The organism is Kitasatospora sp. NPDC059795 (assembly GCF_042732175.1).
Taxonomy (GTDB): Bacteria; Actinomycetota; Actinomycetes; order Streptomycetales; family Streptomycetaceae; genus Kitasatospora.
Genome location: NZ_JBHWID010000015.1, coordinates 189,379 through 205,647 on the forward strand (window position 1 = coordinate 189,379; position 16,269 = coordinate 205,647).

The 16,269-nt window shown below is 73.4% G+C and carries 14 protein-coding genes; 5 read left to right on the forward strand and 9 right to left on the reverse strand.

All coding sequences use genetic code 11. The annotated features are described in order from the left end of the window. Window positions 1–6: 6 nt before the first annotated feature. The gene (locus tag ACFV4P_RS27855) at window positions 7–261 is read right to left on the reverse strand and encodes a hypothetical protein (RefSeq protein WP_380475608.1); all 255 of its coding nucleotides are present in this window, start codon (window positions 259–261) and stop codon (window positions 7–9) included. 131 nt (window positions 262–392) lie between these two features. On the opposite strand from ACFV4P_RS27855, the gene ACFV4P_RS27860 reads away from it, so the two are divergent. Then, on the forward strand, window positions 393–2,057 hold the full coding sequence (locus ACFV4P_RS27860; protein WP_380475610.1) for a NaeI family type II restriction endonuclease: 1,665 nt from the start codon (window positions 393–395) through the stop codon (window positions 2,055–2,057). 1 nt (window position 2,058) lies between these two features. On the opposite strand, the gene ACFV4P_RS27865 is transcribed toward ACFV4P_RS27860, so the two are convergent. The 3 genes from ACFV4P_RS27865 to ACFV4P_RS27875 form a co-directional block, all read right to left on the reverse strand. Next, entirely contained in the window at window positions 2,059–2,325 is a 267-nt protein-coding gene (locus ACFV4P_RS27865; protein WP_073808440.1) for a metal-sensitive transcriptional regulator, read from the reverse strand. A gap of 78 nt (window positions 2,326–2,403) precedes the next feature. Then, window positions 2,404–3,276 (reverse strand): lysophospholipid acyltransferase family protein, encoded by an 873-nt coding sequence (locus ACFV4P_RS27870; protein ID WP_380475612.1) that lies wholly within the window; start codon window positions 3,274–3,276, stop codon window positions 2,404–2,406. Further along, on the reverse strand, window positions 3,273–4,142 hold the full coding sequence (locus ACFV4P_RS27875) for a GNAT family N-acetyltransferase (protein ID WP_380475614.1): 870 nt from the start codon (window positions 4,140–4,142) through the stop codon (window positions 3,273–3,275). Before ACFV4P_RS27875 ends, ACFV4P_RS27870 begins: the two co-directional genes overlap by 4 nt. A 432-nt stretch (window positions 4,143–4,574) precedes the next feature. Here ACFV4P_RS27875 and mptB point away from each other — a divergent pair, with 432 nt between their 5' ends. The 3 genes from mptB (at window position 4,575) to ACFV4P_RS27890 (ending at window position 8,542) form a co-directional block, all read left to right on the forward strand. Then, window positions 4,575–5,981 (forward strand): polyprenol phosphomannose-dependent alpha 1,6 mannosyltransferase MptB, encoded by a 1,407-nt coding sequence (mptB, locus tag ACFV4P_RS27880; protein WP_380475616.1) that lies wholly within the window; start codon window positions 4,575–4,577, stop codon window positions 5,979–5,981. Continuing rightward, window positions 5,975–7,273, forward strand: a complete 1,299-nt coding sequence (locus ACFV4P_RS27885) for a glycosyltransferase 87 family protein (protein ID WP_380475618.1) — start codon at window positions 5,975–5,977, stop codon at window positions 7,271–7,273. Before mptB ends, ACFV4P_RS27885 begins: the two co-directional genes overlap by 7 nt. A 75-nt stretch (window positions 7,274–7,348) precedes the next feature. Further along, window positions 7,349–8,542 (forward strand): DUF4037 domain-containing protein, encoded by a 1,194-nt coding sequence (locus ACFV4P_RS27890; protein WP_380475620.1) that lies wholly within the window; start codon window positions 7,349–7,351, stop codon window positions 8,540–8,542. Here ACFV4P_RS27890 and ACFV4P_RS27895 read toward each other — a convergent pair. The 5 genes from ACFV4P_RS27895 to ACFV4P_RS27915 form a co-directional block, all read right to left on the reverse strand. Next, a complete protein-coding gene (locus ACFV4P_RS27895; RefSeq protein WP_380475622.1) occupies window positions 8,512–9,321 on the reverse strand; it encodes a class I SAM-dependent methyltransferase in 810 nt (269 codons plus the stop codon). The genes ACFV4P_RS27890 and ACFV4P_RS27895 overlap by 31 nt on opposite strands. A gap of 690 nt (window positions 9,322–10,011) precedes the next feature. After that, window positions 10,012–11,112, reverse strand: a complete 1,101-nt coding sequence (locus tag ACFV4P_RS27900; RefSeq protein WP_380475624.1) for a glycerate kinase — start codon at window positions 11,110–11,112, stop codon at window positions 10,012–10,014. Window positions 11,113–11,323: 211 nt separating this feature from the next. Beyond that, window positions 11,324–12,184, reverse strand: a complete 861-nt coding sequence (locus ACFV4P_RS27905) for a sugar phosphate isomerase/epimerase family protein (protein ID WP_380475626.1) — start codon at window positions 12,182–12,184, stop codon at window positions 11,324–11,326. After that, window positions 12,181–13,329 (reverse strand): dihydrodipicolinate synthase family protein, encoded by a 1,149-nt coding sequence (locus tag ACFV4P_RS27910; protein WP_380475628.1) that lies wholly within the window; start codon window positions 13,327–13,329, stop codon window positions 12,181–12,183. The genes ACFV4P_RS27905 and ACFV4P_RS27910 overlap by 4 nt, the downstream gene beginning before the upstream one ends. Before the next feature lie 195 nt (window positions 13,330–13,524). Then, the gene (locus ACFV4P_RS27915; RefSeq protein ID WP_380475630.1) at window positions 13,525–14,676 is read right to left on the reverse strand and encodes a Gfo/Idh/MocA family protein; all 1,152 of its coding nucleotides are present in this window, start codon (window positions 14,674–14,676) and stop codon (window positions 13,525–13,527) included. A gap of 425 nt (window positions 14,677–15,101) precedes the next feature. On the opposite strand from ACFV4P_RS27915, the gene ACFV4P_RS27920 reads away from it, so the two are divergent. After that, window positions 15,102–16,142, forward strand: coding sequence for a LacI family DNA-binding transcriptional regulator (locus ACFV4P_RS27920; protein WP_380475632.1), 1,041 nt, complete (start codon window positions 15,102–15,104; stop codon window positions 16,140–16,142). The last annotated feature ends 127 nt before the right edge of the window (window positions 16,143–16,269 follow it).

The window sequence follows — 16,269 nt, forward strand, 5'->3', positions numbered from 1 at the left end:
ACGGTGTCACGGGGTCGAGTCCGGGTTGCTCCCGGGCTCGGCCCCGCGAGTCCACCACAGGCGCCACCATTCGAGGCGATCCGCGGAGTCCTGCGGGAAGACCAGGTGGAGGGCGGCCACCAGGAGCGCCGCACCCTGGCAGCCGAGCATCGCCCACCAGGGCGCGCCGGCCACCACACCCAGTCCGGTCGACCCGCCGACCAGCCCGATTCCGGTGGCTGCGCGGGCGAGAGACGGCTGGGGCGACGAGCGTCGCGGCATAGAATTTCCCCTCCAGGACCAGTCGGTGATCTGCCGTCTGGATCATTGCGGGCGGCAGAGCGTTGCCGCACGCGCACACCGTTGCGAGGTATCTGCAACGGTGCGCCCGGCCCCGGTGGGAGAAACGCACGGTGGAGCAGTACGACGGCCGGCCCGAGACCGTGGTGGGCGAGTTGCTGCCACTGCCCGGCGGGCCGCGCACGATGGTCTTCCAGAAGGACCTCAACCGCGCCGCCATCGGCGAGGAGGGCTACCAACTCGCCCTCGCCCTGCGCCAACTGGCCCAGCGCCTCGGCATCTCGCTGACCCGCTACGCGGCCAGGGTGACCTGGGACCGCTCGTCGCTCTCACGCTTCTTCAGCGGAAACGCAGTCCCGCCGGCCGACTTCGTCGACCGACTGATCGCCGACGGCGACCGGGCCCTCGGTGTCGAACTCGCCCCGGCGGTGTGCTCGTTGGTGCGCGGCCTGCACCGTGCGGCCCTGCAGGTCGCCAGTCCCAAGGGCGCCCGGTTGCAAGGCCTGCGCGACGAACTCGCCGACGCCGAACGGCAGAACGGGCTGCTCCAGCAGGAGACCCGCCTGCTGCGCGACATGGTGATCGCGGCGAAGCAGCAGATCGAGGACCGGGACGCCAAGATCCGCGCCGTCGAAACCTCCGCCACCGCCGACCGCATCACCCACCGCGCCGAACTCGCCCAACGGTCGGAGAGCTTCGAGACCCTGCGCGAGGAACGCGACCAACTTCGCGCCGTGCTGCAGAAGCTGAGAGGCGAGCTGGCGGACACCGAATCGCGTGCGGCGGAGGCCGAGCGGCGCTGCGTCGAGCTGGAGAACCGGCTGGAGGCGGCGGAGGAGGGAGCGGGCGACGAGCCGGACGGACGACTGCTGCGTGCCGACGCGGCAGCGACCGTCGCAGCGTCCGCTCCGTACCACGGCGACGACGTGGACCTCGGCGAGGTCGTCGCCGAGATCCAGCGGCGTGACGTGTTGGGCAGACGAATCGTGGGTGCCGTCACGCGCGCCATGGACCAGGTGGTCGACGCGGCCCGGACGGGGCGGGTCCTACTCGACCAGCTTCCCGCCGTCGAGCTCGCCTCGCTGACGGCGATCGTGGCGAACCACCTCCAGCACGCGTTGAACCTTTCGGACGGGCCGTCCTCGGGACTCGTCGTTGCCGGGCGGCAGGTGCGCTTCCGGTTCGCCCTGGCCCCGGCGTGGGCTGTCGCGCCCGACGAGTCGGACGGTCTCTTCCTGCTGGTCGAGGTCAACGAAGCGGCCGGTTGGTGGCGGATCGGGGTGGTGCGCGCCACTCCTCGGAACCTGGCCGGCCCGTCGGAGATCCACTGGCTGTACCACCGGGTCGAGCTGGGGCCGAACGTCCTGGGCTCCATGACGGCGGAGGAACGTCGTTCGATCGCCGCCGCAGGTCTGCCCAAGGATCAGCTGGGCCGGCTGTTTCGCACGGTTCTACTCCGGCCGATCGACCGACGGACCGTGCAGGCGATCGCCCGTTCAGAGGCGGTGGGGAGTCGAGTGCGCGACGCCGCCGACCGGCTCGCGGCGGAAGGGATCATCGTGCTGAGCCCTTTCAGTGAGCGCTTCCACGAGATCACAGCCGCGCTCGGTCTTCGGGTGCCGCCGCGTGGCTCTCGCCACTTCCTCGCCGCCCGCCTGGTGCGCCTGCGTCCCGACCACGGCTCGGTTCCGTCGGTGAAACTGGCAGGGGAGCCGTGGTGCGTCGCCCGGCCGGAGGACGCCGTGGAGGCACTTCCGCCGGGCTACCACCTCCGGTGACCTACGCGAGGGTGAGGAAGAGCTTCTCGAGTTCGGCCTCGGTCATCGGGGGAGTGTTCTCGTCGGCGGTGGCGAGGCACTGACGCATGCCGCTGGCCAGGATCTTGAAGCCGGCCCGGTCGAGGGCACGGGAGACGGCGGCGAGTTGGGTGACCACGTCCTTGCAGTCTCGGCCGGCCTCGATCATGGCGATCACGCCGGTCAGTTGGCCCTGGGCTCGGCGCAGCCGGTTCAGCACCGCGCCGACGGCCTCCTCGTCCACCTGCATGGAGCACTCCTCGCCTTCTCTGAACTCGCCCGATCATACGGGAGCCGTACGGTCGTACCTGCCGCCGCCGTTTCGCGGTCAGTGCGTGACGTCCGCGCGGGGGCGCGGAGCGGGGACGCGGACGGGCTGCTCCGTCGGGTGGGTGACGGTGGACGGGTAGCGGTGGCGGTCGACCACGCGCTGGGTGGCGGCGGCCAGGTGGCGACGCCCGGGGAAGAGCGCGGGCGGCAGTTGCGGCAGGAACTCGACCTCGCCGACCAGGCCGCGCACCGAGACCACCCGCCACAGCGACGGCAGCAGCCCGTCGTCGCCGACGAACGCCGGCGCGGTGGTCGGGGCGCCGCCCGCCCGGTAGCGCAGCGTGAGCGGTTGGACGGGGACGTCGGCGCGCACCGCCGCCTCGAACAGGGCGGGACGGAACCGGCCGCCGCCGCGTCCGCACCAGGTGGAGCCCTCGGGGAAGACCACCACCCGCTCGCCCCGGCGCAGCGCCGACGCGATCTGCTCGACCGTGTCGGGGAGAGCACGCAAGCGGTCGCGGTCGATGAAGATGGTGCCGCCCCAGGAGGTGAGCGGGCCGAGCACCGGCCAGCGGCCGACCTCGGTCTTGGCGAGGATGCGGCCGGGGCGGACGGCGGCGACCAGCAGGATGTCCAGCCACGAGACGTGGTTGGCGACCAGCAGCGAACCGCCGACCTGCTTGCCCGGCAAGGCAGTTGGACGCACCTGCACGCCCAGCGCCGCCAGCAGGAGCCGCGCCCAGCAGCGCACCAGCCGCTCGGCCGGCAGCCACCGCACCACCCGCACCACCGGCGTCGCCGCGACGCCCACCAGCAGCACCGCCAGGCACGCGGCCACCCGCAGCACCCGGCGGGCCGCACCCACCCGGCGCCCGGCGACCGTCACGCAGTCACCGGGCGTGCACGGCGCGATCGGCAGCCAGGTACTCATGCCGCCGTCGCCGCCTCGTTCGAAGTGCCGTGGCTCTCGCGGGAGTTGATGACGGAGACCGGCAGGTCGGCCGCTGCGGCCAGGAAGTGGCGCAGGTAGCGCGGGTCGGTGCGCTCCAGGGACAGCAGCACGTACAGGTCCGCCACGTTGAAGTCCGGGTCGTACGCAGGCTCCCCGCACACCCACGCACCGAGACGCAGGTAGCCGCGCAGCAGCGCCGGGATCGGCGTCCGCCCCTGCCGGGCCACGCCGTCCGCCGACCACGGGCGCAACGGGGCGACCCGATACTCCTGCGGCGCAAGGTACTTGGCCGACACCGCGTCCCAGACCCCCGCCGCCGTCGTGCCGCCGTCCGACAGCGGGACCGAGCAGCAGCCCGCCAGCCACGCGTTGCCGGTGGCCGTCATGTAGCGGGCGATGCCGCCCCACATCAGGTTGATCACCGCGCCGTTGCCCCGGTGCGCCTCGGCGATGCAGGAACGGCCGACCTCCACCAGCCCGTCCCGCAGGCCGCCGAGCCGGCCGAGGTCGAACTCGGTGTCCGAGTACAACCGGCCCGCGCGGCGCGCCTGTTCGGGACGCAGCAGCCGGTAGGTGCCGACCACCTCGCCGCTCGGCTGCTCGCGCACCAGCAGGTGGTCGCAGAACTCGTCGAACGGGTCCGCGTCCAGGCCGGGAAGCGTCGAGTTCAGCACCGCCCCCATCTCCTTCGCGAAAACCTGGTAGCGCAGCCGCTGCGCCGCCCGCACGTCCGCCTCGGTGCGGGCGAACACCAGCTGGTAGGCGGCCTGTTGGTCGGCCGCACTGGCCGCACCGGGCGTGTGGGCCGAAGGGGACTGGACGGGACGGACGGGGGCGGTGGTCATGGCGGACACTCCGGGGTCTCGGGGCGCGATACGGTGGCGACGGAACAGCACGGGACGACACGCGACGACACGACGCCCACGCCCGGTCCGCCGGTCGGGCGGCGCCGGTCACGAGCGGCACGGGTATGTCTCCCCGACCCGACTGGCCCTCAGATGGACGCCCGACGGAGAACAGATGTGCACATGCTGAATGACCGGTTCGGCAACCGGAGTTCAGCAGTTCGCGGCCCGGGCGAGCTTTTTCGGCGGCCTGGGCGAGCGTGTTCGGCGGCCTTGGCGGGCGTGTTCGCCGGCCTTGGCGGGCGTGTTCGCCGGCCCCGACGGGCGTGTTCGCAGGCCTGGGCGGCACCCACCGATCCGGACGTTCCGCGGCCATCTGCCGGACGCGGACCCGTCGCCCGGCCGCCACTGCGCTCTGCCACCGTTCCCGACATGCCGAACACGGGCGCGAACGCCTACCCGGGCCGGTACCGGTGGCTCGGACTCCTCGGTTCGCTCGCCCTCGCCGCCGGCGCCCTCACCGCAGGCGCTCGACCCGCCGCCGACACCGGCCCCACCCTGCGCGCCTCCGGCGGTGCCGGCACCGCGCTGGTCTTCGCCGGACTCGCCGTCCTGACCGCCGCATGGCTGCTCGTCGGACGCCCCGGCGAAGGCCAACCACCGCCCGGCACGCGATGGTTGACCACCACCCTGGCCTGGTGGGCCGCCCCGCTGCTGCTCGTGCCGCCACTGTTCAGCCGTGACGCCTACAGCTACCTCGCCCAAGGTGCCATGCTCGCCCACGGGTTGGACGTCTACAAGTACGGCCCCGCCGACCTCGGCGGACCAACGGCCGCACAGATACCGCAAGTCTGGCAACACACCCCCGCCCCCTACGGCCCCGCCTTCCTGCTGCTGGCCCGCGCCACCGCCCCGCTCGCCGAACACCCCTGGGCCGGAACACTGCTGCTGCGCGTGGCCGCCGTACTCGCCGTCGCCGCACTCGCCGCCCTGCTGCCCGTTCTCGCCCGCACCCTCGGCACCGACCCCGCCACCGCGCTGCGCCTCGGCGCGCTCAACCCGCTGGTGCTGCTCCATCTGATCGGCGGCGCGCACAACGACGCCCCGGCGCTCGCCCTGCTGCTCGGCGGCCTGCTCGCCGCCGCCCGGGGGCGGGTGCTGCTCGCCGCAGCGCTGGTGACCTCGGCGGCGCTGGTGAAGGCTCCGGCCGTGCTCGCGCTGCCCGTGGTGTTTGCGCTGGTCGCCGCCGCCGGTCGCGGAAGGCGGAATCAACTGGGCACAGCGGCAAGGGTGTTGGGTGCGGCGGCCGTCACCGTGCTCGCCGTGACCGCTGCCGCCGGCACCGGGTACGGGTGGGTCGCCGCGCTCACTACCTCCGCCACCGGTACCAGTTGGTCGCTCAGCACCAGCCTCGGCCGGTTCGCCGCCGAGGTCGCCGGCGTGGGGGCGGACGGCGCGGTCGCCGCGGCCCGGCTGGTCGGTCTGGCGCTCGCGGCGGTCGCAATCGCTCTACTGGCGCGACGAGTTGTCCGCAGCGAGATCGAACCTATGGCCGCGCTGGCGGCCGCGTTCGCGGCGCTGGTCGTCCTCGGGCCGGCCTTCCGGCCCTGGTACGCGCTGTGGGCGGTCCTGCCTGCCGCGTTCGCCGTGCGCACGCCGGGCTTCCGCCGGGGCGTCGAACTCGCCTGTGCGGTCCTGGCGTTCACGTTGATGCCGGACGGGTTCAGCCCGGACGGCGCGGAACTGGTGCTCGCCGTCGGCGGGTTCGCGATCGGGGCCGTCGCCGTGCTGGCCGCCGAACGCGGGATGCCGTTCAGAGAGAGGCAGTTGGCGTGCTGACCCGGGGGACGACCGCCGCCCGGATCACGGTTCTTGTCGGCGCGGTGCTCGTGACCGCCCTCGTCCTGGCCGTCATCCCCGGGCATCGCGGCTGGTTCGATATCGGCGTGTACTACGGCACCGTGCGGCACTGGTTCGACACCGGCCGGCTCTACGACTACGTCCGCCCCGGCACCGCCTACGGGTTCACCTACCCGCCGTTCGCCGCGCTCTGCATGCTGCCGATGCGCCTCTTCGGCTGGCACCCGGCGATCGCGGTCGGCGTCACGCTGTCCGCCGCCGCCACCGCCCTGCTGCTGTACTGGCTGATCGACCCGATCGCCCGCCGGTACGGCTGGTGCCGCTGGTACGCATTCGGGCTGGCGGCCTGCCTGTGCGCCCTCACCAACCCGGTGCGGGACACCTTCAGCTTCGGCCAGGTCAACCTGCTGCTGGTCGCCCTGGTCTTCGCGGACCGCCGACTCGCCGACAGCCGCTGGACGTTCCTGGCCGGCGTCGGCACCGGGCTGGCCGCCGCGATCAAGCTCACGCCCGCGCTGTTCATCGTCCACCTGCTGATCACCCGGCAGTGGCGCGCCGCCGGCACCGCCGCCGCCACCGCGCTGGGGGCCACCGGACTGGGCTTCCTGATCGGCCCCGAGGTCTCACGGCAGTTCTGGGCCGCCACCCTCTGGGACACCGACCGGGTCGGCGGCTTCGCCAACATGTCCAATCAGTCGCTGCAAGGCCTCATCGCCCGCCTCGGGCCCCAACTCCCGGGCCGGACCCTGTGGGTGGCCGCCTCGCTTGCCGTCCTCGTGATCTGGACCCACCGGCTGCGCCACGCCGCCCGGGCCCGCGACAGCCTCGCCGCCTACAGTCTCACCGGGCTCGCCTGCTGCCTGGTCAGCCCGATCACCTGGGTGCACCACCTGGTATGGGCGCTGCCCGCACTCGTCGTCCTCGCCGAGGCCGCCCTGCGTGAACGCCGCCGGGGAGTGCTCGCCGTCAGCTGGCTGCTCCAACTCGTCATCTCCAGCGGCATGGTGTGGCTCTGGCGCCCCGACGGGCGCACTCCCGGCACACTGTTCGGCGGCAGCGCCTACGTCCTGGTGACGTTCGCGCTGCTGGTCGCCATGCCGATCCGCCACCGTCCCGACGACGGCCCGGCCCCCGCCGCGATGTCGCCGGGCCGCACCGCCCGGTTGGGCACCGAGAGCCCGGGAACCGAGAGCCCGGGCACCGAGAATCCGGGCACTGCGAAGCCGGGCGGTCCCGGGCGTCCCCGCAAGCGCCCAGCCGCCGTCGGCTGAGCGGGCTCGCGCGGGTGCCGGGGGCGTGCGGATATGCGGTGGACCACGGCGGTGCCCACTGCCACAGTGGGCGGCATGATCACGCCGGAGTCGCCGAACGTCCCGGAGTCGCCGAACGTCCCGGAGCCGCCGTTCGTCCCGGGGCTGGAACTTGCCGCAGCGCTGTACGAGGACGCCGTCCGACCCCTGCTGGAAAGCGCTTACCCGTTGCTTCGGTACGCCGCCGCGCGGATCGGGCCGGGCTCCGAGGTGCTCGGCTTCGACACCGTCCGCTCCGCCGACCACGACTGGGGGCCGCGACTCCAGCTCTTCCTCACTCCCGAGGACGCCGAGCGGCACGGCGGGGCCATCACCGGGCTGCTCGCGGAACGGCTGCCCCGGCAGGTTCACGGCTGGTCCACCCACTTCCGGCGCACCGGCGACCCGCACGACCCGGTCAGCCACCTCGAACCTGCCACCGGCGCCACCGTCGACCACCGCGTCACGGTCCACCACCTGCCCGGCTGGCTCACCGAGCGGCTCGGCCCCCGTGCCGCCGCCTGGATCGACACCGACCCCACCACCGCCGACTGGCTGGCCCTCCCGCAACAGCGGCTCGCGGAACTGGTCGCCGGCACTGTCCTGCGAGACGACCACGGCACTCTCACCGCCGTCCGCCGACGCCTCCACTGGTACCCCGACCAGCTGTGGCGGCACCTGATGGCCTGCCGATGGCAACGCATCGCCCAGGAAGAGGCGTTCGTCGGCCGCTGCGCGGAGACCGGCGACGAACTCGGGGCCGCCGTCGTCGCAGCCCGCCTGGCGCACGACCTGATGCGGCTCACCCTGCTGCAACACCGCACGTACGCGCCCTACAGCAAGTGGCTGGGCCGGGCGTTCGCCCGCCTGCCCGCCGACCCCGCCCTCGGGCCCGCGCTGCGGGCCGCCCTCGCCGCCACCGACCCGGACACGCGCGAACGGCGCCTGTGCGACGCCTACGAGGCGGCCGCCCGCGCCCACAACGCGCTGGGGCTCACCGAGCCGCTCGATCCGGCCCGTCGGCCGTACCACAGTCGCCCCTATCAGGTGCTGCACGCGGAGCGGTTCGCCCAGGCCCTGCAACACACCGTCACCGACCCCGAACTGCGCAGCCTCCCGCTGACCGGGGCCGTCGACCAGTGGGCCGACAGCACCGACCTGCTCGCCCACCCCGCGGCCGTCCAGGCGGCCGTCGACGTCCTGAGTAGGTCCGGTTGGGTTCAGGACGGGCGGGAGGCGCGCAGCGAGTAGACCAGGGGGACGCGGGGGCCGGGCGGCAGGAGGAAGTGGCCGTGCGCGTGTTCGTGGAGGAACTCCAGACGCAGCCCGGCCGCCGCCAGCGCGCTGACCACCTCGCCGACGCCGTGCCGCCACTGCACGGTGCGGGTGGCCGACATGCGCGCCGCCCGGTCGGCATAGCTGCCCGGCGTGTCCAGGACGGCCGGCGCGCGGTCGAAGTAGTCCTCCACCAGGGTGCGGCCGTCGTCCGCGACGAGCTCCGCGAACGGGTGGAACTCCGCCAGGTACACGAACCCGCCCGGGCGGACCAGCGCCGCCACCGTCCGCGCCCAACGGGCAACGTCCGGCAGCCAGTTCAGCGCGCCCATGCCGGTGTACACCACGTCGAAGGTCTCGCCGTCGAGCGCCTCCACCGCGCCGTACACGTCGGCGGCGACGAAGCGCGCCGAGGCCGCCCCGATCCGCTCCGCCAGCTGCGCGGCCTCCACCAGCGCCGGTTCGGAGAAGTCCAGCCCCGTCACTAGCGCGCCGCGCCGCGCCCACGAAAGGGTGTCGAGACCGATGTGGCACTGCAGATGCAGCAAGCGCTTTCCCGTCACGTCGCCGACCTCCGCGAGCTCGAAGTCCCGCAGCACCTCCGCGCCGGCCTCGAACGCCGGCACGTCGTAGAACGCCCCGCCGACATGGACCGGCACCCGCTCGTCCCAGTTCGCGCGGTTGGCCGCAGCCCAGTCCGTCCAGTCGGCGGGAGGGAGAGAGTCGGGCCAGGCGTCGTCAGAGAAAGTGGACATGGCGATGCAGCCTTCCGGGTCGACGTGTGCTGGTCAACGGATTATCGGACGGTGCGTCACGGTCGGCGGGCGGCGGGCAGGAGGCGTTCCGCAGGATGTCGCCCGCCCGGCCGAGGGTTGCTGGTGGCGCCGGCCTGTCATGAGCGTCGAACGGCGGGGTTCGACGGGGAGGCGGAGCGGACGACATGGCGACGATCGAGGTTCCGGGGCCCGAGCCCGAGTGGGAACCGGCACCGTCGAGCCAGCGCCGGCACAACCCCGCCCGCCAGCTGCCGACCGTCGAGCGCGGCTGGGACGGGCTCGGTCGGGCGGACGCGGCGGCCTTCCGCATCGGGAGGACCGACTGCACGCTGAGCCAGGACCCGATGCGCGAGTCAGGTACACGCTGGTCGGCGTGGGCCACAGTGTGGACGACGTGGACGCGGCGCTCGACCTCCTGCTCGACACCCTCGGCATTGGTTACGAGGCACTGGCGTTCCGCGGGACGGTCGAGACCGGCTTCGAGAACTGCAACGGCTGGACCGGCGAACAGCCGCCGAGCGGTGGCCGCGACACCAGGTCGGCCCGTGTGACGTCCGGGGCACGCCGGTCGGGACCGGACGCGGGGCGCCGCTGTCGGGACTGTCCGCCGGAGCGGCGGCCTGACGCCGACGGGACCGTCCGGCGTCCGTCCGCCGGTCCGGCGGACGGTCAGGTGTGCGACGCCGGCCAGCGTTCCGCCAGCACGGCGCCCGCCCGGTGCAGCCAGCGGGCCGGCTCGGTGCGGGCCGCGGACGACGAGCCCGCCAGCGAGGCGAGGGTGAGTACCCCGGCGGCCGTCGACTCGCCGGCCACCACGGTCGACGGGACGCCCGCCACCTCGGCCAGGCGCACCACCTCGCCGACGGCCTTCCCCTGGAGGCTGGTCGCGTCGTAGCGGCCCTCGCCGGTGATCAGCAGATCGGAATCGGCCAACAGGTCTGGAAGGTCGAGGAGTTGGGCCACCGCCGGGGCACCCGGGTCGACCACCGCGCCCCAGCCCGCGAGCAGCCCGTAGCCCGTGCCGCCCGCCGCGCCCGCGCCCGGATGTGAAGGGTCGCCGCCCATCAGCTCGGCCAGCCGCGTCAATCGGCGCTCCAGCAGCGGAAGTTCGCGCTCGCCGGCGCCCTTCTGCGGCCCGTACACCGCAGCCGCGCCGCGCGCGCCGAGCAGCGGGTTGGTCACGTCGGTGAGCAGCACCACCCCGCCGGGCGGGGCGAAGCGGATCCGTGAACGGTCGAAGGAGGCCGCAGCGTCGAGTGCGGCATCGAGATCTGACGCAGCGTCAGGAATGGTGCGACCGGAGCCGTCCAGCAGGCGGGCGCCGAGTGCGGACAGCAGGCCGAAGCCGCCGTCGGTGGACGCCGAACCGCCGAGGCCGATCAGCAGCCGGGTCGCACCGGCGTCCAGCGCGGCGGCGATGGTCTCGCCGGTGCCCCGGGTGGTGGCGGTCAGCGGGCGCAACTCGCTGCCCAGCAACGGGAGTCCACTGGCCACGGCCAGCTCGACCACGGCCGCGCCGTCCGGCAGCAACGCGAACTGCCCGCGCACTGGGCGGCCGTCCGGGCCGGTCACGTCCGGGACGTCGACCAGCCGGGCGCCCGGACTGGCGGAGGCGACGGCCGACAACGTGCCCTCGCCGCCGTCCGCCATCGGTACGCACCGCACCTCGTCCGCCGACCGCACCGAACGCCAGCCCGAGGCCAGCGCCTCGGCAGCGTCCGCCGCGTCGATCGTCCCCTTGAACGAATCCGGCGCCACGACGATCCGCATCCGCCCACCTCCGACTCTCTCGATCCCGACACCGGTCCCACCAGCCAACCGGAGCACAACCCGCGCCCACCACCACGACACGACGCGACGCGACACACTGCGACACGACACGACACGGCGTGCTGCGACACGAAGCGACGCGACGCGACGCGACAGGGCGAGCCGGCCGCGAATGCCGACCGACCCGCCCTCGCGCCCGCCCGAAGGGGCCTCAGCCTCGCACGATGTGCGTGCGGTGCCGCTCCTTCAGGGTGGCGAGGGTCTGCTCGCCCGGGGTGTTCCACACCTTCTCGTTGAACAGCTCGACCTCGATCCAGCCGTCCCAGCCGGCGGCGGCCACCTGGTCGGTCAGCCGGCCGAAGTCGATGTGGCCGTCGCCGACGTGGCCCCGGCCCAGCAGCGCGTCCGACGGCAGCGGCAGTGTCCAGTCGCACACCTGGTACGAGGCGATCCGGTTGCCCGCCCCCGCCCGTGCGATCTGCTGCTCCAACTCCGGGTCCCACCACACGTGGTAGCTGTCCACCACGACACCGACCTGCTCGGCCGGGTGGGCCTCGGCCAGGTCCAGCGCCTGGCCGAGGGTGGAGACCACCGCCCGGTCCGCGCAGAACATCGGGTGCAGCGGCTCGATCGCCAGCCGGACCCCGAAGTCGCCCGCGTGCGGGGCGAGTTCACCGATCATGTCGGCGACCTGGCGACGCGCCCCGACCAGGTCACGGCTGCCCGACGGCAGACCGCCCACCACCAACACCAGGGTGTCGGTGCCGAGTTCGGCCGCCTCCTCGATCGCCGCCAGATTGTCCGCGAACGCCGCCCGGCGCGCCTCCTGGTCGCCCGCCGTCAGGAACCCGCCCCGGCACAGGCTGCTCACCGCGAGACCCGCGTCCCGGCACAGCCGCGCCGCCCGGGCCAGGCCCGCCTCGGCGACCTTGTCCCGCCAGAGGCCGATCGCCGGGATGCCGGCGTCCACGCAGCCGCGCACCGCCTCCTCCAAGGTCCAGCCCTTGGTGGTGATCTGGTTCAGCGACAGCCGCTCGCATCCCTCGGCCGCCTTCAGCGCCGCCCCGCTCATGCCTGCACTCCTGCCAGCGCCAGGAACTCCCGCATCCGACCGGCCGCCAACTCCGGATCGCCCAACACCCCGGCCGCGTCGGCCAGTCGGAACAACTCCACCAGGTGGCTCACCGAACGGCCGCTCTGCGCACCTGCCACCATGGTGAAGTGGTCCTGGTGCCCGCACAGCCACGCCAGGAAGACGATGCCGGTCTTGTAGTGGAACGTCGGCGCCGCGAACAGGTGCCGGGCCAGCGGCACCGTCGGTTCGAACAGCTCGTCGTAGCGCGCGAGTTCACCCGCGTCCAACGCCTGCAGCGCCGCCGCCGCGACCTCCGCGATCGGGTCGAACACGCCCAGCAGCGCGTCACTGTGACCGACCTCGTCACCCCGCACCAGCTCCGGGTAGTTGAAGTCGTCGCCCGTGTACATCCGTACCCCGGACGGCAGTTCACGCCGCAACGCGATCTCCCGGCCCGCGTCCAGCAGCGACACCTTGATGCCGTCGATCCGACCCGGGTGGCTGCGGATCAGCTCCAGCACCGTCTGCGCGGCCTCGTCCAGATCCGCCGAACCCCAGTAGCCCGCCAGCGCCGGGTCGAACATCTCGCCCAACCAGTGCAGAATCACCGGCCGTTCGGCCTGCTCGACCAGCTTTCCGTACACCGACAGGTAGTCCTCCGGGCCGCGCGCCGACGCCGCCAGCGCCCGGCTCGCCATCAGGATCGGCTGCGCACCCGCCGCCTCGACCACCGTGAGCTGCTCCTCGTACGCCGCCGACACCTCGGCCAACGAGACGTTCACGGAGGCCAGTTGGTCCGTTCCCGCGCCGCACGCCAGTCGGCCGCCGACGGACTTCGCCGCCGCACCCGAACGGGCGATCAGCTCCTGGGTGGCGGCCCAGTCCAGGCCCATCCCGCGCTGCGCGGTGTCCATCGCATCGGCGACGCCGAGGCCCAACTCCCAGAGCCGGTGCCGGAACTTGAGCGTGCCCTCCCAGTCCACGGCGGCCGGTGCACCGGGCGCGTTCCCGCCCAGCGGGTCGGCCACCACATGGGCGGCCGCGAACGCCACCCGCGACGAGGCCGGCCCCGACGGGGCGGCGAGCGCCACGGGCTCGCGCAACTGGTACCGGCCGATGCCGGGCAGATCGAGATGAGTCATGGTGTCAGGCCTTGGGATCGGCCGACCGCGAGGATCGGCAGGAGGGGAGGGGGAGGGGGTGCGCAACTGTGGAGGGGTCGGGCGGGCCGGACGGGCGGCGGAGCCGGGTGCCGACTCGCGCCGTCTGTCCGTCCGGTTTGCCGGTTTGCCGGTTTGCCGGGCTGCGGGGGCACCCGAAGGCGGACGCGCAGCGCGTCAGAGGCTGAGCTCCGGCACGTCCAGACGGCGGCCCTCGCGGGCCGAGCGCAGGCCCAGCTCGGCCAGCTGCACGCCCTTGGCGCCCTCCAGCAGGTCCCACTGGTACGGCGCGCCCGTCACGACGTGCTTGAGGAACAGCTCCCACTGCACCTTGAAGCCGTTGTCGAACTCGGCGTTGTCCGGCACCTGCTGCCACTGCTCACGGAACTGCTCGGTGGCCGGCAGGTCCGGGTTCCACACCGGCTTCGGGGTCGAACCACGGTGCTGGATACGGCAGTTGCGAAGGCCGGCGACCGCGCTGCCCTCGGTGCCGTCCACCTGGAACTCCACCAGTTCGTCCCGGTCCACCCGAACCGCCCACGAGGAGTTGACCTGCGCGACGATCCCGCCCTCCAGCTCGAACACGCCGTACGCCGCGTCGTCCGCCGTCGCCGGGTACGGGCGGCCCTGCTCGTCCACCCGCTGCGGGATGTGCGTCGCCGTGTGCGCGTACACCGAGCGGACCGGGGCGATGATGCCGTCCAGCACGTAACGCCAGTGCGGGAACATGTCCAGGATCATGCCGCCGCCGTCCTCGGCCCGGTAGTTCCAGGACGGACGCTGCGCGTCCTGCCAGTCGCCCTCGAACACCCAGTAGCCGAACTCGCCGCGCACTGACAGGATGCGACCGAAGAAACCGCCGTCCACCAGCCGCTTCAGCTTCAGCAGGCCCGGCAGGAACAGCTTGTCCTGCACCGCGCCGTTGCAGACCCCGGCCCCCCGGGCCAGACGCGCCAACTCCAGCGCCGCATCCAGCGACTCGGCGGTCGGCTTCTCCGTGTAGATGTGCTTCCCGGCGGCGATCGCCGCCTTGATGGCGGACTCGCGGGCCGGGGTGACCTGCGCGTCGAAGTAGATCTCCGCCAGCGGGTGCGCCAGCGCCTCGTCCAGCGAGGTGGTCCAGTGCGACAGGCCGTGGCGCTTCGCCAACTCCTCCAGCTTGGCGGCGCTGCGCCCGACCAGGATCGGCTCCGGCCACAGCACCTGGCCGTCGCCCAGCGGCAGACCGCCCTGTTCGCGGATGGCCAGGATCGAGCGCACCAGGTGCTGGCGGTAACCCATCCGGCCGGTGACGCCGTTCATGACGATGCCGATGACCCTGCGGGACATGGGGGGTCCTTTCCGTGGGCGGAGATGGTGGTGAGGTGGAACGACAGGAGGTGGAACGACAGGGGTGACGGGCGCGGGTCGGCCGGTGGAGCGGGAAAGCGCTTACCGTTTGCGCCCGCCGGGCGTGGCGAGGCGGTGCGGGAAAGCGCTTTCCGGCTCGGCCGGCCGACCCGCCCGCCGTGGTGTTCGAGGGGGTGGGTCGAAGGTGCTGCAGAAGCCCTGTGCGGCATTGTGCAGACTGTTGGAAAGCGCTTTCCATGCTAGCCGCGCAAGACCCTTGGAAAGCGCTTTCCATGCGCCGAGGCTAAGCGGCCCGCCCGCCCCGGTCAAGGAGCTGTGCTCGCGTCGGTCGACCGGGCCGGGCCGGGCGGTACCCTGTCCCTCGATCATCGGCGAGCAGGGCGAGGGAAACGGGGAGCAATCGGGTGGCTGTCACTCTCGGGGATGTGGCGCGGCACGCTGGTGTCTCGCTGGCCACCGCCTCCCGGGCCCTGAACGGCTCGGCGCGGTCGGTGACGGAGGAACTCTCGGCGAAGGTCCGGGCGAGTGCCGACGCCCTCGGCTACCTCCCGAACGCGCCCGCGCAGGCCCTGGCCCGCTCGTCCGGCGCGACCATCGGGGTGCTGCTGCACGACGTCGCCGACCCGTACTTCGGCGGGATCGCCCGGGGTGTCGGCGACGCGGCGGCCCGGGCGGGCCTGATGTCGCTGGTGACCAGCACGGACGGCGACCCGCGGCGCGAGCTGGAGGCGATCCGGATGCTGCACGCGCACCGGGTCCGGGCGATCGTGCTGGCCGGGTCGGCGTACAACGACGTCGCGGTGCTCCAGCAGTTGGACGAGGCGCTGACGGCGTACCAGGAGCAGGGCGGTCGGGTGGCCGCGATCACCGATCACGGCCCGCTGTACGACACCGTCGAGGTCGCCAACCGGGAGGGTGCCGCCTCGCTCACCCACTCGCTGGGCCTGCTCGGCCACCGCCGCTTCGCGGTGATCACCGGCCCCGAGCGGATGCGGGTCGCCGAGGACCGCCTCGACGGCGTCCTCGACGCCCTGCGCGAGAGCGACCTGACGCTGGGCGAAGGGATGCTCCAGCGCACGGAGTTCACCCGGGAGGGCGGTCGCGCCGCGATGGCCCGCATTCTGGACGTCGCCCAGGAGAGTGGAACCCCGCTGCCCACCGCCGTGCTCGCCCTCTCCGACATCTGCGCCGCCGGCGTCCTCGCGGAGCTTCGCGACCGAGGCATCTCCGTCCCCGAGCAGATCTCGGTGGCCGGCTTCGACGACATCCCGCTCGCCACCGACCTCGCCCCGGCCCTGAGCACCGTCCGCCTCCCGCTCGCCAAGATGGGCGCGTCCGCCGTCCGCCTCGCGCTGCGCGAGAGCGGCCGGGGCAAGCCCGAGACCAGCTCCGCCTTCGCCGAGGTGGTGCTGCGCGACAGCACGGCCGCGCCCAGGACCGACTGACGCGGCGTCGGAGGCGCGCCGGTCGGCCCGCTTCCGGGGCGTCGGCCCGGCGCGCGAGTTCTGCCACGAACCCGTGCTCGTCGGGCTGCCGTTCGCGCGCCGGCGTCGGGCGGGTAGGTTGCCCGGC

What these genes read in the sequence shown, in the direction of transcription:
- ACFV4P_RS27855 (WP_380475608.1), bottom strand. Translation starts at nt 261, where the DNA reads ATGCCGCGACGCTCGTCGCCCCAGCCGTCTCTCGCCCGCGCAGCCACC.
- ACFV4P_RS27865 (WP_073808440.1), bottom strand. Translation starts at nt 2,325, where the DNA reads ATGCAGGTGGACGAGGAGGCCGTCGGCGCGGTGCTGAACCGGCTGCGC.
- ACFV4P_RS27870 (WP_380475612.1), bottom strand. Translation starts at nt 3,276, where the DNA reads ATGAGTACCTGGCTGCCGATCGCGCCGTGCACGCCCGGTGACTGCGTG.
- ACFV4P_RS27875 (WP_380475614.1), bottom strand. Translation starts at nt 4,142, where the DNA reads ATGACCACCGCCCCCGTCCGTCCCGTCCAGTCCCCTTCGGCCCACACG.
- mptB (WP_380475616.1), top strand. Translation starts at nt 4,575, where the DNA reads ATGCCGAACACGGGCGCGAACGCCTACCCGGGCCGGTACCGGTGGCTC.
- ACFV4P_RS27890 (WP_380475620.1), top strand. Translation starts at nt 7,349, where the DNA reads ATGATCACGCCGGAGTCGCCGAACGTCCCGGAGTCGCCGAACGTCCCG.
- ACFV4P_RS27895 (WP_380475622.1), bottom strand. Translation starts at nt 9,321, where the DNA reads ATGTCCACTTTCTCTGACGACGCCTGGCCCGACTCTCTCCCTCCCGCC.
- ACFV4P_RS27900 (WP_380475624.1), bottom strand. Translation starts at nt 11,112, where the DNA reads ATGCGGATCGTCGTGGCGCCGGATTCGTTCAAGGGGACGATCGACGCG.
- ACFV4P_RS27905 (WP_380475626.1), bottom strand. Translation starts at nt 12,184, where the DNA reads ATGAGCGGGGCGGCGCTGAAGGCGGCCGAGGGATGCGAGCGGCTGTCG.
- ACFV4P_RS27910 (WP_380475628.1), bottom strand. Translation starts at nt 13,329, where the DNA reads ATGACTCATCTCGATCTGCCCGGCATCGGCCGGTACCAGTTGCGCGAG.
- ACFV4P_RS27915 (WP_380475630.1), bottom strand. Translation starts at nt 14,676, where the DNA reads ATGTCCCGCAGGGTCATCGGCATCGTCATGAACGGCGTCACCGGCCGG.